Below are 14677 nucleotides of genomic sequence, written 5' to 3' on the forward strand. Positions count from 1 at the left end.
ATCAAAAAGGAACCCTTTGATGCGCGTTATTCTTTTCAGCAGCCAAACCTACGATCGCGACAGTTTTCTCGGCGAGCCGCTACCGGCAGGTGTGGAGCTGCAATTTCAACCTGCCCGGCTCAATCTTGACACCGTGGCCCTTGCCGAACACCACGAAGTGGTTTGCGCCTTCATCAACGACGACCTCAGCGCCCCCGTGCTGGAACACCTGGCCAAAGGCGGCACCCGCCTGATTGCCTTGCGCTCGGCCGGCTACAACCATGTCGACCTGGCTGCTGCCAAGCGCCTGGGCCTGACCATCGTGCGCGTTCCGGCCTACTCGCCACACGCGGTGGCCGAACATGCGGTGGCCTTGATTCTAGCCCTCAACCGCCGCCTGCATCGCGCCTACAACCGTACCCGCGACGGTGATTTCAGCCTGCACGGGCTGACCGGCTTCGACTTGGTGGGCAAGACCGTCGGCGTAGTCGGCACCGGGCAGATCGGCGCCACGTTCGCCAAGATCATGGCCGGGTTCGGCTGCCAGTTGCTGGCCTATGACCCCTTCCCGAACCCGCAAGTCCAGGCTCTCGGCGCGCGCTATGTAAGCCTGCCCGAGCTGCTGGCCCAAGCGCAGATCATCAGCCTGCACTGCCCTTTGACCGCCGACAGCAAACATTTGATCAACGCCCGTTCCCTGGCCCATATGCAGCCCGGCGCGATGCTGATCAACACCGGACGCGGAGGTTTAGTGGACACACCGGCACTGATCGAAGCACTCAAGGGCGGCCAACTCGGCTACCTGGGGCTGGATGTATACGAGGAAGAAGCCCAACTGTTCTTCGAGGACCGCTCGGACCTGCCCTTGCAAGACGACGTACTCGCGCGCCTGCTGACCTTCCCCAACGTAATCGTCACCGCCCACCAGGCATTCCTCACCCGTGAGGCCCTGGCGGCGATCGCCGGCACCACCTTGGCTAACATTGCCGCGTGGGCCGAGGGCCAGCCTCAAAACCTGGTCGATGGATGATCAGCGGTCACATACCAGGCTCATGATGAGCAGGCACCCGTGATAGGATGCCGCGCCTATTTGGAGGATCCATGGCCGAACACGATTTCCGCTTCAGCTTGCTGAGCCCGCAACACACCCTGATCGAATGCCGCGCCCTGGTGCCGGGCCGTTACCAAATCACCGGCAACGGTGGTTCGATCAAGCATGGCGACGTCCTGATCGTCACGCTGCGCGGCAGTAAAACCCTGTCGATGCGCCTGACCGTCGAAGGTGACGCGCGCTACTCCATCCGCCCGGCGGGCCAATGGGTCGCCATGGCCCAAGGGCCGAAGTTCGGCGAGTTGGAGATTCACACCTGGAAGGTCAACTGCGACAGCTGCGAAAGCGTGCTGGAGTTTGAATTCGCGGTGGAAACCAAGCTCAGCAAAGAGCCGCTGCAGCCAGCCGCCAATGCGCGCATCAAGGAGTTGGGCTGGGCCAGCACGGGTGACAAGCACCGCTGCCCGAAATGCCAGCAGACCGCGCAATGAAAGGCCTTTTTCTGCTCGCAGCCGTCGGGATTGGCCTGACGGGCTGCGCCGGGGATGGGGTGAAGCTTGAGCAGGATCACAGCTACGTGGTGGAATGGATTGGTGAGCGGCCACTGATGGATTACGCGCACCTGACCGTCACCTTGGGCGCTGATGGCCGCGCTTACGGCAACGGCGGCTGCAACCACTGGTTTGCGCCATACACCGTCGAGGGCGAAAAGCTCAGCTTCGGCAAGATCGGCAGCACCCGCAAACTCTGCGCCGAGGCCTTGATGGAGCAGGAACATCGCTTCTTCCAGGCCCTGCAAGGCGTTGAGCGCTGGGACATCTCGCCAATCGAGCAGACGCGTTTCTGGCCGGCTGAAGGCAAGCCAATTCGGCTGTGGCTTGAAGAGGGCTGATACAGCCTCAGGCCGGGCCGGCTTTTCTGTGGGAGCTGGCTTGCCTGCGATCGCATCGTTGCGGTGTAACTGATACACCGTGTGGGCTGCATCGCAGGCAAGCCAGCTCCCACATGGTTATCCGCGCAGGGCCTTGAGCTTGGCCAACACCCCTTCCGCCGTCTGCTCCCCCATCAACTGCTCACGCACCTTGCCCTTGTCATCGATGATGTAAGTCACCGGCAGCGCCTCGCTGCGTGGAATATCGAAGATCTCTTCCGGATTCTGCGCCAGGACGGTGAACTTGATCCCCAGTTTCTCGCTGGCGGTCTTGAGCTCTTCACCCTGCACATTGTCGAAATTGACCCCGAACACCCCCACTTTCTGCCCTTTCAACTGTTCGGCCAAGGCATTGAGCTCGGGGATTTCCGTGCGGCACGGACCACACCATTCCGCCCAGTAATTGACCACCACCCACTGCTTGTCCAAGCGTTCGGCCGCCACTTTCTTGCCATATTGGTCAACGCCGTAATCGTTACCGCAGCCGCTGAGCAGCAGGGTTGTGATGATCGCCAATGCACCGATCAGTCGCCTAGTCATGGGGTAATCCTTCGCAAAAAAATGAACGTTGGCTGCGACCTATCGCCTCTTACGGTTTAAGGACGGGTCGCAGCGCAGGTAGAATACTCGCCACCTTACGCAAGATGCGACCCGCACATGACCGATCTGACGCTTTATCACAACCCGCGCTGCTCGAAATCCCGCGGTGCGCTCGAATTGCTCGAAGCCCGCGGCCTTGCGCCCACGGTGGTGCGCTACTTGGAAACACCGCTGAACGCCGCGCAATTAAAGGCCCTGCTGGCCAAGCTCGGCATCAGCGCCCGCCAACTGCTGCGCACTGGCGAAGACGAATACAAGACCCTTAACCTGGCCGACGAAAGCCTCAGCGAAGCGCAATTGATCGCCGCCATCGCCGAGCATCCGAAGTTGATGGAACGCCCGATCCTGGAAACCGCCAACAAAGCCATTATCGGCCGCCCACCGGAAAACGTGCTGGAGATCCTGCCGTGAGTGCGCCGTATGTGCTGGTGCTGTATTACAGCCGCAATGGCTCGGTGAGCGAAATGGCCCGGCAAATTGCCCGGGGCATCGAGCAGGCCGGATTGGAAGCGCGACTGCGCACCGTGCCCGCAATCTCCACCGAGTGCGAGGCCGTGGCGCCAAGCATTCCGGACGAAGGCGCGTTGTACGCCAGCCTGGACGATTTGAAAAACTGCTCAGGCCTGGCCCTGGGCAGCCCGACCCGTTTCGGCAACATGGCCGCGCCGCTCAAGTACTTCCTCGACGGCACCAGCAACCTGTGGCTCACTGGCGCCCTTGTCGGCAAGCCGGCCGGGGTGTTCACCTCCACCGCCAGCCTGCACGGCGGCCAGGAAACCACGTTGATGTCGATGCTGCTGCCGCTGCTGCACCACGGCATGTTGATCACCGGCCTGCCCTACAGCGAGCAAGCGCTGCTCGACACTAAAGGCGGTGGCACACCGTATGGCGCCAGCCACCATTCCGGCCCTGATGGCAAGCGCATGCTGGACCAACATGAAATCGCTCTGTGCCGGGCCTTGGGTCTGCGCCTGGCGAACACCGCCATCCTGCTGGAGGGTGGCCGTGGCCAGGAAGCCTAAAGTCCTGCCGCCCCAGGCGTGGCTGGAGCCACGGGTCAAGGTTGCACGCGCGCTGAGTCTGTTGGCGTTTTTTGGCCTGGTGAGCTTACTGTGCGTGTATTACCTGTTCGTCGCTGATCTGCACGGCGCTCGTCCGTGGGTGATCCTGCTGATCGAACTGGTGCCGTTGCTGGTACTGGCGCCGGGGATGCTCCTCGGCAGCGCCCGCGGGCATTCGTGGATGTGCTTTGTGGTGAATCTGTATTTCATCAAGGGCGCGCTGGCGGCGTATGACCCGAACCGGCAGTGGTTCGGGGTGCTGGAGATGCTGGTGAGCCTGGCGGTGTTTTGCACGGCGTTGCTGTATGTGCGCTGGCGGCATCAGTTGAATCGACGGTTGGCTGAGTAACCTTGTGGCGAGCGGGCTTGCCACAACAAGCTCGCTCGCCACAGTAAGCGCTGATCAGTGATTGACGGTGTAAGCCAACATCATCGACAGCTGACACATCGGCCGCCCACTCTCGGCATGCCATTGGTTGAACACGCCCTGCACCGTTGCCAGGTCCCGCAGGCTGGTCGGCACCTTGTCGATGATCTTCTGCGCGTTCAATGCCGCCACCACGTCATCACTCGGCACAAATGTATCCTTGCCGACCATGCGCAGGAAACGTGGCGCCGACAGCCCGCCCAACTGGTGGCCATGTTTGCTCAGGTACTTCCATAGCCCAACGATATCAGTCACCGGCCAGTCAGCGATGAAAGCGCCGAAGCTGCCCTTTTCCTGCTCGATATCCAGAATCATCTGCGCATTGCGCGGCACGCTCTTGAGCTTACCCAGATGACGAATGATGCGTGGGTCCTGCATCAGGCGCTCCAGGTGCTCGGCGCCCATCAGTACGACCTTCTCCGGGTCGAAGCCAAAGAATACCTGCTCGAATGCCGGCCACTTGGCGTCGACCACGCTGTGTTTGAGCCCGGCGCGAAATACCCGCAATGCCAGGGTCGACAGGTAGCGATCATCCGTAATCTTGTGTAATTGCGCCGGGGTCTTGGGCACAGGCAGGTGGGCATCCAGCTCTGCCGCCGAACCGAAACGGTTCAGACAATATTCGTGCAGCCACTTGTAATCGCGCATGCCCTCTCCTGAGGATTGAATTGAAAACGGCGCCCGCAAGCGCCGTGTGTCAGAGCGTTGAAAGGGCTCAGAGGTTCACAACATTGACGAAGCGCGAGGCGGCGCTCTCGTCGATACGCAGGCTGGTGAAGTCGAACAGGTTGCGGTCGGCCAATTGCGAAGGCTGCACGTTCTGCAAGCTGCGGAAGATGCTTTCGGTACGGCCAGGCGTCTTGCGCTCCCACTCCAGCAACATCTCCTTGACCACCTGGCGCTGCAGGTTTTCCTGGGAGCCACACAGGTTGCACGGGATGATCGGGAATTGCTTGAGGTCGGAGTAAGCCTGGATGTCCTTCTCGTTGCAATACGCCAGCGGGCGGATCACCACGTTGCGCCCATCATCGGCACGCAGCTTGGGCGGCATCGCCTTGAGGGAGCCATTGAAGAACATATTGAGGAAAAAGGTCTCGACGATATCGTCGCGGTGATGACCCAAAGCCATCTTGGTCGCACCGATCTCATCGGCAAAGGTGTAGAGCGTGCCGCGACGCAGGCGCGAGCACAGCGAGCAGGTGGTCTTGCCTTCCGGAATCAGCTCCTTGACCACCGAATAGGTGTCTTTCTCGACGATGTGGTATTCCACGCCCAAGGCCTTGAGGTAGGCCGGCAGCACGTCTTCGGGGAAGCCCGGTTGTTTCTGGTCCATGTTGACGGCAACGATCTCGAACTTGATCGGCGCGACCTTTTGCAGGTGCAGCAGCACGTCGAGCAGGGTGTAGCTGTCTTTACCGCCGGAGAGGCAGACCATGACCTTGTCGCCGTCCTCGATCATGTTGAAATCGGCGACCGCTTCACCGGCCAGGCGACGCAGGCGTTTTTGCAGTTTGTTCTGGTTGACCGTAAGAGTGCCCATGGCGCTTGGATCCGCTAAAGGTGTTTGACGAAAAGCCGGATATTTTACCGGTAAGGACGGCCGAGTTCCAAATCTGGCTGCATTGCCATCTACAGACCTCAGCGCGATTAGCCCCAGTGTTTACAGCGCAATTCGCTCTAAAGCCCTACAGTTTTTCCGGTCATCAGTTCCTATACTGCGACTTGAGGTCGCACAACTATCCAGGACCTTTGAGGCCATATGGCCCGTGGGCGCTCCGATGGGGGGCGATGGTAATAACGACAGGAGTGACTGGCATGATCCATCACGTCGTGGGGCTTTTTACCCATCCCGACCAGGAATGGCGGGAAATTCGTGGCGATAAAGAAGAAAGCATCGGCCACATGTACCTCACTCACACCCTGATTCTCGCGGCGATCCCCGCCGTATCCGCCTTTATCGGCACCACCCGGGTCGGCTGGGTCATCGGCAGTCGCGCCCCGGTCATGTTGACCCAGGAAAGTGCATTGTGGATGACCATCATGTCGTATGCGGCCATGCTCGGCGGCGTAGCGGTGATGGGCGCATTCATTCACTGGATGGCGCGCACTTATGACTCCAACCCCAGCATGGCGCGCTGCGTGGCATTTGCCACCTACACCGCCACACCGCTGTTCCTCGGTGGGCTGGCGGCGCTCTATCCGCATATGTGGCTGGGGATGGTCGTAGGCACAGCCGCCATCTGTTACACGGTGTACTTGCTGTACGTGGGGCTGCCAACCTTCATGAGCATTGATCCGGACGAAGGCTTCCTGTTTTCCAGCTCGGTGCTCGCCGTGGGCCTTGTCGTGCTGGTGGCAATCATGGCGTTTACCGTGATCGTCTGGGGCCTGGGCGTAGGGCCGATCTACACCAACTGAGTCACTTAAAACCGTGGGCAAGGCCACCGTAAGGTGGCTTTGTGCGTTATGCATGACCATTCGGCGCCTGACAGATTCGGAAACACCCAGCTTTGCGGCATACTGGGCGTCTCTGGAGATATGTACAGCATGCCCGAGCAACTCAATACCCGCGTCGAAGATTGTTTCCTACAAGCCGAATCCTTTTTCAAACGAAGCTTCAAACGCCCCCAGGTCAGCCTCAAGCTGCGGGGCCAGAAAGCCGGTGTCGCGCATTTGCACGAGAACCTGCTGCGTTTCAACCCACAGTTGTACCGTGAAAACAGCCAACATTTCCTGAAACAGACCGTGGCCCATGAAGTGGCGCACCTGATCGCCCACCAATTGTTTGGCGAACGCATCCAGCCCCATGGTGAGGAATGGCAGTTGATCATGCGCGGGGTTTACGAACTGCCGCCGGATCGTTGTCACACCTATGAAATCAAGCGTCGCCAGGTCACTCGCTACATTTACCGTTGCCCGTGCGCGGACAGCGATTTCCCGTTTTCGTCGCAGCGCCATGGGTTGGTGAATCAGGGGCGGCGTTATTTGTGTCGGCGTTGTCGGCATACGCTGGTGTTTACCGGTGAAACTCGGGTGGAGTGAGGGCCTCACCACGGGCAAGCCCGACTCCCACATGTTGACCGCGCCGCCTATCAAATGTGGGAGCTGGCTTGCCTGCGATGGAGCCCTATCTGGCACTATCCAACTATCTTGGCCCGCCGCAACTCTGCTATCCGCTGAGCACTCATCCCCAACTCGGCCAGCACTTCATCACTGTGCGCACCAATGGCGGCACCAATATGCCGAGGTGCCGGCAAGCCTTCGGAAAACTTCAGTGGGCAGGCAAGTTGCGCCTGTGTCGAACCATCGCCCCTCGGCACCTGGCTGACCAGTTCACGCGCCTTTAACTGCGGATGTTCAACAGCTTCACTGAGGCTCAAAACAGGCTCAACGCACGCATCAACCCCGGCAAACAGCTCGCAGAGCTCGTCAAAGCTGCGCTTCTCAAACTCAACCTGCAGCGCCAGCTTGAGGTTTTTTTGCTGTTCGGGTTTCGGCGACAGCCTCTGTGCCGCCAGTTCCGGCCGCCCCAACGCCGCACACAATTGCTGCATAAATGCGGGCTCCAAACTGCCGACTGACATCCAGCGTCCATCACGGGTGCGATAGTAGTCGTAGAAACTGCCGCCATTGAGCACGTGGTTTTCCCACTCAGGTTCCACGCCACACGCCAGATAACCAGCACCCGCCATGGCGTTCAGACTGAATGAGCAATCGGTCATGCTCACATCCAGGTATTGACCCACCCCGCTCTGCTGGCGCGCGATAACCGCCGCGAGCAAACCCACCACCGCATGCAACGAGCCACCACCAACGTCCGCCAACTGCACGCCCAATGGCAGCGGCCCGCTGTCCTGGCGCCCGGTATGGCTGGCCACACCCGCCAGCGCCAGGTAGTTGATGTCGTGCCCGGCACGATCCTTATAGGGGCCGGTCTGGCCATAGCCGGTGATCGACACATAAATCAACTGGGGGTTGATCGCCTTCAAAGCGTCATACCCCAGGCCCAGGCGATCCATCACTCCGGGGCGGAATTGCTCAAGGACGATGTCGTAGTCCTTAACCAGTTCGCGCACGATCTCCAATGCCTCGGCTTGTTTCAGATCCAACGCCAAACTGCGCTTATTGCGATTGAGGTAGGCATGGCTCGCCGATGTCCCCCGGTCATGGGGCGGCAACACCCGCAGCAGGTCCATGCGCGTGGGTGATTCGACACGCAGCACCTCGGCGCCCATGTCTGCCAACATCAAGGAGGCGAACGGGCCAGGCAGCAAGGTGGAAAAATCCAGCACTTTGAGGGATGCCAAGGGACCTGACATAAGGACTCCGTTTCCGATTCGAATGCCCACAGACTAGGCAGCCTTACGCCTACCGGCAATCGTCAGAACGATCATCGACAGTGACCGTTTTGATCACGGCGGGCTTTTTCGCGGCGGCGGCTTTATCATTGGCCCACGTTTGCTTGCAGAGTGTTCCATGAAGTTCGCGATTGCGCTGTTTTCCGCCGCCCACGCGCCCTCCTCGCGCCGCGCCTTGCTGTTCGCCCAGGCGGCGCTGGCTGGCGGGCATGAGATTGTGCGGTTGTTTTTTTATCAGGACGGCGTGCACAGCGCCTCCAATAACATCGTTGCGCCGCAGGACGAGCAAGACATCGCTCGCCAATGGCGTGAGTTTGTCAGCGCCCATCAGCTCGACGGCGTGGTGTGTATCGCCGCCGCCTTGCGCCGTGGCGTGCTGAATGGCGAAGAAGCCACGCGCTATCGACGCAGCGCGGTAAACCTGGATGCGCCTTGGGCGTTGTCGGGGTTGGGGCAGCTACACGACGCCGCCCAGAGCGCCGACCGCCTGATCTGTTTTGGAGGGCCGTGACATGTCCAAATCCTTATTGGTGATCAGCCGCCAGGCACCGTGGTCTGGCCCGAGCGCGCGCGAAGCGCTGGATATCGTGCTGGCCGGTGGCGCCTTTGATCTGCCGATCGGTTTGTTGTTCATGGATGACGGCGTGTTCCAACTGGCGCCGAACCAGGACGCCAAGGCCGTGCAGCAAAAAGATCTCAGCGCCAACTTGCAGGCGCTGAGCCTGTTCGGCATCGACGAGGTGTTCGCCTGCAGCCACAGCCTGGCCGTGCGCGGCCTTGCGTCGCCCGCCAGCGCCGAGGTACTGGGCAGCGAAGAAATCTCCACGCTGATTGACCGTTACGACCAGGTGATAACCCTCTGATGTCAACTTTACATGTGGTGTCCCACTCCCCGTTTACCGACAGCCGCTTCGCCAGCTGCCTGCGCGTTTGCGGCGCCAATGACGCCATCCTGCTGTGCGGCGATGGTGCCTATGGGCTGCACAACCCGGCCCTGCTAACCAAGGGCGTGAAGGTCTTTGTGCTAGCCGAAGATATGCAGGCGCGCAATCTGCCCCTGCCGGATTGGGCCGACAGCGTGGACTATCCAGGCTTTGTGCAATTGTCGATCGACTACGACAAGGTCAACACCTGGCTATGAACACCCTGACCGTAGGCGAGCGCACCCTCGAATTGGACAAGGACGGCTACCTCGTTGACCTGAACCAATGGTCCAGCGACGTCGCTAACGCCCTGGCCACCGCCGAAGCCCTGGAGTTGACCCCGGACCACTGGGAAATCCTCGAGCTGCTGCGCGGGTTCTACGCCGAATTCCAGCTGTCCCCCGCCACGCGCCCGCTGATCAAATACACCGCCTTGAAGCTGGGCCCGGAAAAGGGCAACAGCCTGCACCTCAACAAACTGTTCAACGGCACTCCCGCCAAACTCGCCGCCAAGCTGGCGGGCCTGCCCAGGCCGACGAATTGCTTATGACCGACTTTGCCCCGCTGACCCTTGAAACTCCTGCCGAGCACCCGTTTGCGCAGTTCGTGCGCATCCTGGGCAAAGGCAAGCGCGGCGCGCGCAACCTCACCCGTGAGGAAGCCCGTGAAGCCATGGGCATGCTGCTCGACGAAAAAGTCGAAGACACCCAACTCGGCGCCTTCCTGATGCTGTTGCGCCACAAGGAAGAAAGCCCGGAAGAACTCGCCGGTTTCACCGAAGCGGTGCGCGAACGCCTCAACGCCCCGACGCTGAACGTGGACGTCGACTGGCCGACCTACGCCGGCAAGAAACGCCACCTGCCGTGGTACCTGCTGGCGGCCAAGTGCCTGGCGCAAAATGGTGTGCGCATCCTGATGCATGGCGGTGGCGCCCACACGGCGGGCCGGCTGTATACCGAGCAATTGCTGGAAGGTTTACAGATCCCACTGTGCCGCAATTGGCAGCAGGTCGAGACTGCTTTTGAGCAAGGCAACCTGGCGTTTATTCCGCTGGGCGATTGGGCGCCGCAACTGCAGCGCATGATCGATTTGCGCAATACCCTGGGCCTGCGCTCGCCGATCCATTCCCTGGCGCGCCTGCTCAACCCGCTGAATGCCCGTTGTGGCCTGCAAAGCATTTTCCACCCGGGTTACCAAGGCGTACACCGCGATGCCAGCGGCCTGCTGGGTGACAATGTCATTGTGGTGAAGGGCGACGGCGGCGAGGTCGAGATCAACCCCGACACCCTCAGCCACCTCTACGGCACCACCAGCGGCCAGAGCTGGGACGAAGAGTGGCCCGCCCTCTCCGCCCAGCGCCACGTCAAACCCGCCACCCTGGAGCCCGAGCATTTGAAAGCGCTGTGGCGTGGCGAGGTCGAGGACAGTTACCCGCAACTGGCGCTGATCGCCACCATGGCCCTGGCCCTGCGCGGCCTCGGCCATCCACGGGAACAGGCCTTCAAATTGGCCCAGCAATACTGGGATGCGCGGAACAAATCGATTTAATCGATTAGTTACCCGCAGTCTTTGCGCTTTTAGTTCGAACTGATCCCTTTAGACTGGGCTCCAACGCTTATAAGTTGAGGAGCCAGTCATGGGTTTGCTGATCGAAGGACACTGGAAAGACCAGTGGTACGCAAGTAGCGCAGACGGCGCTTTCCAGCGCGAACAAGCGCAACGCCGCAACTGGGTGACCGCCGATGGCGAGCCTGGCCCCAGCGGTGACGGTGGCTTTAAAGCCGAAGCCGGTCGCTACCACCTCTATGTGTCCCTCGCCTGCCCCTGGGCGCATCGCACCCTGATCCTGCGCAAGCTCAAGGGCCTGGAAAGCTTGATCGACGTGTCCGTGGTCAGTTGGTTGATGCTGGAAAACGGCTGGACCTTCGACAAGGCCCACGGCTCAACCGGCGATAAGCTCGACGGCTTTGCCTACATGCACCAACGCTATACCGCCGACACCGCTGACTACACGGGCCGCGTCACCGTGCCGGTGCTGTGGGACAAGAAACTCAACCGTATTGTGAGCAATGAATCGGCGGAGATCATCCGCATGTTCAACAGCGCGTTTAACGAGCTGACGGGTAACACCCTGGATTTCTACCCCGAGGCCCTTCGCCCCAGCATCGACGCGCTGAACGAACGCATCTACCCCGCCGTGAACAACGGCGTGTACCGCGCAGGCTTCGCCACTTCGCAACAGGCATATGAAAGTGCGTTTGATGATGTGTTTGCCGAGCTGGATCACTTGGAACAGCACTTGGGCGACCATCGCTACCTGGCCGGCGAATACCTGACCGAGGCGGATGTACGCCTGTTCACCACGCTGATTCGCTTTGATGCGGTGTATTACAGCCACTTCAAATGCAATTTGCGCAGGATTGCGGATTATCCGAATTTGTCGAACTGGCTAAGGGAGATGTATCAGTGGCCGGGTGTGGCGGAGACGGTGGATTTTGAGCACATCAAAGGGCATTACTATGCGAGTCACCGGACGATTAATCCGACGGGGATAGTGCCGAAAGGGCCGTTGCAGAAATTTGATGGCCTGCACGATCGAGAAAAGTTAAGCGGTAAGGATGTCTGGAACTGATGATGATCGTTCCCACGCTCTGCGTGGGAACGATCATTAGACCTGTGCCTGGGCGCCTTCGAACCACTTCAGCTTCTCACGCAACACCACCACTTCACCGACGATCACCAGTGTCGGCGCATGCACTTCATGCTCCGCCACCATGCGTGGCAAGTCCGCCAGGGTGCCGGTAAACACGCGCTGGTTGGACGTGGTGCCCTGCTGGATCAACGCCGCCGGGGTATCCGCCGAGCGTCCATGCTTGATCAACTGTTCGCAGATAATCGGCAAACCAATCAACCCCATGTAAAACACCAGGGTCTGAGAGGGTCCCACCAGGTCATGCCAAGGCAGGTCCGACGTCCCGTCCTTCAAATGCCCGGTGATAAAACGCACTGACTGCGCGTAGTCGCGGTGAGTCAGCGGAATCCCGGCATACGCCGCGCAACCACTGGCGGCCGTAATTCCCGGCACCACCTGGAACGGAATGCCATGGGCCGCCAACTCCTCGATCTCTTCGCCACCACGGCCAAAGATGAACGGATCGCCACCCTTGAGGCGCAGCACCCGCTTGCCTTGCTTGGCCAAGTCCACCAGTTGCTGATTGATCTGGTCTTGCGGCACAGCGTGATCAGCGCGACGCTTGCCGACGTACACGCGCTCGGCGTCGCGGCGGCACAGTTCGAGAATCGCAGGCGCTACCAGGCGGTCATACAGCACCACGTCGGCTTGTTGCATCAGGCGCAAGGCACGGAAGGTCAACAGGTCCGGATCACCCGGCCCTGCGCCCACCAGGTAAACTTCGCCGGGCGCATCAGGCGGCGCGCCGTTGACCTTTTCGATCAACAGACGCTCGGCTTCAGCACCCTGCCCGGCCAATTGGCGATCAGCAATCGGACCTTGAAAAACGTCTTCCCAGAACGCGCGGCGCTGTTGCACATCCGGGTACAAACCTTTGACCTGGGCACGAAAACGCGCCGCCAGCCCGGCCAGTTGACCGTAAGTCGAGGGAATCCAGGTTTCCAGCTTGGCTCGGATCAGACGCGCCAGCACCGGCGCATCGCCGCCGCTGGAGACAGCAATCACCAACGGCGAGCGGTCGACAATCGCCGGGAAGATCACGCTGCACAAGGCCGGCGCATCCACCACATTGACCGGTACGCAACGGTGTTTCGCGTCACTGGACACTTGCGCGTTCAGCGGCTCGTCGTCCGTCGCTGCGATAATCAGGGTGCAACCGTCAAGATCAGCCTCCTGATAACCGCGCAAAATCAGTTCCCCGCCACTGCCCAGTACCAGTTCACGCAACTGGTCTTCAATCTGGGGAGCAACCACCCGCAGCAACGCACCGGCGTCGGCCAGCAGCCGGGATTTGCGCAAGGCAATCTCCCCGCCACCGACGACCAACACACGACTGCCGCGCAGGTTATGAAACAGCGGCAGAAATTCCATTTAGCCGATGACCTCAACGCCCGCCATGTACGGCTTGAGCACCTCAGGTACACGGATCGAACCGTCGGCCTGCTGGTAGTTTTCCAGCACGGCCACCAGGGTACGGCCTACAGCCAGACCGGAACCGTTGAGGGTGTGTACCAGCTCCGGCTTGCCGGTTTCCGGGTTACGGAAACGCGCCTGCATGCGACGGGCCTGGAAATCACCACAGTTGGAGCACGACGAAATCTCGCGGTACTTGTCCTGGCTCGGCACCCACACTTCGAGGTCGTAGGTCTTCACGGCGCTGAAACCCATGTCGCCAGTGCACAGCGCCAGAACGCGGTACGGCAATTCAAGCAGTTGCAGGACGCGCTCGGCGTTGGCAGTCAGGCCTTCCAGGGCTTCCATCGAAGTCGAAGGCTCGACGATCTGTACCATCTCGACTTTGTCGAACTGGTGCTGGCGGATCATGCCACGGGTGTCACGACCCGATGCGCCGGCTTCGCTGCGGAAGCATGGGCTGTGAGCCACAAACTTCAACGGCAGTTGCTTGGCGTCGAGGATCTCGCCGGCCACGATGTTGGTCAGCGACACTTCGGCAGTCGGGATCAGGTACAGATCGGCTTCGCCATCGCGGCTGATCTTGAACAGATCTTCTTCGAATTTAGGCAACTGGCTGGTGCCCATCAGCGCCGGCGCTTGCACCAGATATGGCGTGTAGGCTTCTTCGTAGCCGTGTTCGGCGGTGTGCAAGTTGATCATGAACTGGGCCAGGGCGCGATGCAGACGCGCGACCGGGCCACGCAGCAAGGAGAAGCGCGCACCGGACATTTTGGCAGCGGTTTCGAAATCCAGGCCACCGGTCAACTCACCCAGGGCAACATGGTCCTTAACCTCAAAATCAAAGGCTTTGGGTGTACCCCAGCGACGCACTTCGACGTTGCCGTCTTCGTCTTCGCCAATCGGCACCGATTCGTGCGGCACGTTAGGGATACCCAGCAGGATCGAATCCAACTCGGACTGGATACCTTCCAGCTCGACCTTGCCGTCGGACAGCTCGGTGCCCATGCGCTCGACGTCCGCCATCAACGGCGCGATGTCTTCGCCGCGCTGCTTGGCCTGACCGATGGATTTGGAACGCGCATTACGCTCAGCCTGCAGTGCTTCGGTGCGGGTCTGGACGGTCTTGCGCTGTTCTTCCAGCGCTTCGATGCGCGAGACATCCAAGGCAAAGCCACGGGATGCCAGGCGGTCCGCTACGTCCTGAAGGTTGCTACGTAACAGTTTGGAATCGAGCATGTC

The 14677-nt window shown here is 60.4% G+C and carries 20 protein-coding genes; 14 read left to right on the forward strand and 6 right to left on the reverse strand.

Annotation, left to right across the window (positions count from 1 at the left end):
• Positions 1 to 19: 19 nt before the first annotated feature.
• The 3 genes from BFL40_RS28310 to BFL40_RS28320 all read left to right on the forward strand — a co-directional run bounded on the left by BFL40_RS28310 (position 20) and on the right by BFL40_RS28320 (position 1922).
• The gene (locus BFL40_RS28310) at positions 20 to 1009 is read left to right on the forward strand and encodes a 2-hydroxyacid dehydrogenase (protein ID WP_071487030.1); all 990 of its coding nucleotides are present in this window, start codon (positions 20 to 22) and stop codon (positions 1007 to 1009) included.
• Positions 1010 to 1080: 71 nt separating this feature from the next.
• Positions 1081 to 1521, forward strand: a complete 441-nt coding sequence (locus BFL40_RS28315) for a hypothetical protein (protein WP_071487031.1) — start codon at positions 1081 to 1083, stop codon at positions 1519 to 1521.
• Positions 1518 to 1922, forward strand: a complete 405-nt coding sequence (locus BFL40_RS28320; RefSeq protein WP_071487032.1) for an META domain-containing protein — start codon at positions 1518 to 1520, stop codon at positions 1920 to 1922. The genes BFL40_RS28315 and BFL40_RS28320 overlap by 4 nt, the downstream gene beginning before the upstream one ends.
• Before the next feature lie 117 nt (positions 1923 to 2039).
• Here the strand turns inward: BFL40_RS28320 and BFL40_RS28325 are convergent, their stop codons facing one another.
• Positions 2040 to 2501: a TlpA family protein disulfide reductase gene (locus tag BFL40_RS28325; RefSeq protein WP_071487033.1), complete on the reverse strand. Its 462-nt coding sequence runs from the start codon at positions 2499 to 2501 to the stop codon at positions 2040 to 2042.
• Between the two features lie 117 nt (positions 2502 to 2618).
• Between BFL40_RS28325 and arsC the strand changes: the two genes are divergently transcribed.
• Genes arsC through BFL40_RS28340 form a run of 3 tightly spaced genes read left to right on the forward strand, consistent with a single transcriptional unit; the run spans position 2619 to position 3971 of the window.
• Complete coding sequence (gene arsC, locus BFL40_RS28330) at positions 2619 to 2972, forward strand: arsenate reductase (glutaredoxin) (protein ID WP_071487034.1); 354 nt, start codon at positions 2619 to 2621, stop codon at positions 2970 to 2972.
• Positions 2969 to 3583, forward strand: coding sequence for an NAD(P)H:quinone oxidoreductase (gene wrbA, locus BFL40_RS28335; RefSeq protein ID WP_071487035.1), 615 nt, complete (start codon positions 2969 to 2971; stop codon positions 3581 to 3583). The genes arsC and wrbA overlap by 4 nt, the downstream gene beginning before the upstream one ends.
• Positions 3567 to 3971: a DUF2069 domain-containing protein gene (locus BFL40_RS28340; protein WP_071487036.1), complete on the forward strand. Its 405-nt coding sequence runs from the start codon at positions 3567 to 3569 to the stop codon at positions 3969 to 3971. The genes wrbA and BFL40_RS28340 overlap by 17 nt, the downstream gene beginning before the upstream one ends.
• 54 nt (positions 3972 to 4025) lie before the next feature.
• Here BFL40_RS28340 and BFL40_RS28345 read toward each other — a convergent pair whose 3' ends face one another.
• Together BFL40_RS28345 and ttcA are read right to left on the reverse strand one after the other, a co-directional pair.
• A complete protein-coding gene (locus BFL40_RS28345) occupies positions 4026 to 4697 on the reverse strand; it encodes a DNA-3-methyladenine glycosylase I (protein ID WP_071487037.1) in 672 nt (223 codons plus the stop codon).
• A gap of 67 nt (positions 4698 to 4764) precedes the next feature.
• Complete coding sequence (gene ttcA, locus BFL40_RS28350; RefSeq protein ID WP_071487038.1) at positions 4765 to 5589, reverse strand: tRNA 2-thiocytidine(32) synthetase TtcA; 825 nt, start codon at positions 5587 to 5589, stop codon at positions 4765 to 4767.
• Between the two features lie 275 nt (positions 5590 to 5864).
• On the opposite strand from ttcA, the gene BFL40_RS28355 reads away from it, so the two are divergent.
• Together BFL40_RS28355 and BFL40_RS28360 are read left to right on the forward strand one after the other, a co-directional pair.
• The gene (locus tag BFL40_RS28355; RefSeq protein ID WP_071487039.1) at positions 5865 to 6467 is read left to right on the forward strand and encodes a Yip1 family protein; all 603 of its coding nucleotides are present in this window, start codon (positions 5865 to 5867) and stop codon (positions 6465 to 6467) included.
• 129 nt (positions 6468 to 6596) lie between these two features.
• Positions 6597 to 7091 carry a SprT family zinc-dependent metalloprotease gene (locus BFL40_RS28360; RefSeq protein WP_071487237.1) on the forward strand — a complete coding sequence of 165 codons (495 nt, stop codon included), beginning with the start codon at positions 6597 to 6599 and terminating at the stop codon, positions 7089 to 7091.
• 95 nt (positions 7092 to 7186) lie between these two features.
• Here the strand turns inward: BFL40_RS28360 and BFL40_RS28365 are convergent, their stop codons facing one another.
• The gene (locus tag BFL40_RS28365; RefSeq protein ID WP_071487040.1) at positions 7187 to 8368 is read right to left on the reverse strand and encodes a CaiB/BaiF CoA transferase family protein; all 1182 of its coding nucleotides are present in this window, start codon (positions 8366 to 8368) and stop codon (positions 7187 to 7189) included.
• A gap of 157 nt (positions 8369 to 8525) precedes the next feature.
• Between BFL40_RS28365 and tusD the strand changes: the two genes are divergently transcribed.
• The 6 genes from tusD (at position 8526) to BFL40_RS28395 (ending at position 11962) form a co-directional block, all read left to right on the forward strand.
• Positions 8526 to 8918 carry a sulfurtransferase complex subunit TusD gene (tusD, locus tag BFL40_RS28370; RefSeq protein WP_071487041.1) on the forward strand — a complete coding sequence of 131 codons (393 nt, stop codon included), beginning with the start codon at positions 8526 to 8528 and terminating at the stop codon, positions 8916 to 8918.
• Between the two features lies 1 nt (position 8919).
• Positions 8920 to 9270: a sulfurtransferase complex subunit TusC gene (tusC, locus tag BFL40_RS28375; protein ID WP_071487042.1), complete on the forward strand. Its 351-nt coding sequence runs from the start codon at positions 8920 to 8922 to the stop codon at positions 9268 to 9270.
• On the forward strand, positions 9270 to 9548 hold the full coding sequence (tusB, locus tag BFL40_RS28380; protein WP_071487043.1) for a sulfurtransferase complex subunit TusB: 279 nt from the start codon (positions 9270 to 9272) through the stop codon (positions 9546 to 9548). Before tusC ends, tusB begins: the two co-directional genes overlap by 1 nt.
• A complete protein-coding gene (locus tag BFL40_RS28385; protein WP_071487044.1) occupies positions 9545 to 9880 on the forward strand; it encodes a TusE/DsrC/DsvC family sulfur relay protein in 336 nt (111 codons plus the stop codon). Before tusB ends, BFL40_RS28385 begins: the two co-directional genes overlap by 4 nt.
• Before the next feature lie 14 nt (positions 9881 to 9894).
• The gene (locus BFL40_RS28390) at positions 9895 to 10878 is read left to right on the forward strand and encodes a glycosyl transferase family protein (protein ID WP_408003971.1); all 984 of its coding nucleotides are present in this window, start codon (positions 9895 to 9897) and stop codon (positions 10876 to 10878) included.
• Positions 10879 to 10966: 88 nt separating this feature from the next.
• Positions 10967 to 11962 (forward strand): glutathione S-transferase family protein, encoded by a 996-nt coding sequence (locus BFL40_RS28395; RefSeq protein ID WP_071487046.1) that lies wholly within the window; start codon positions 10967 to 10969, stop codon positions 11960 to 11962.
• A gap of 36 nt (positions 11963 to 11998) precedes the next feature.
• On the opposite strand, the gene cysG is transcribed toward BFL40_RS28395, so the two are convergent.
• Positions 11999 to 13393, reverse strand: coding sequence for a siroheme synthase CysG (gene cysG, locus BFL40_RS28400; protein ID WP_071487047.1), 1395 nt, complete (start codon positions 13391 to 13393; stop codon positions 11999 to 12001).
• Entirely contained in the window at positions 13394 to 14674 is a 1281-nt protein-coding gene (serS, locus tag BFL40_RS28405; protein WP_071487048.1) for a serine--tRNA ligase, read from the reverse strand.
• Positions 14675 to 14677 lie beyond the last annotated feature (3 nt).

Source organism: Pseudomonas costantinii, assembly GCF_001870435.1.
Lineage (GTDB): Bacteria > Pseudomonadota > Gammaproteobacteria > Pseudomonadales > Pseudomonadaceae > Aquipseudomonas > Aquipseudomonas costantinii.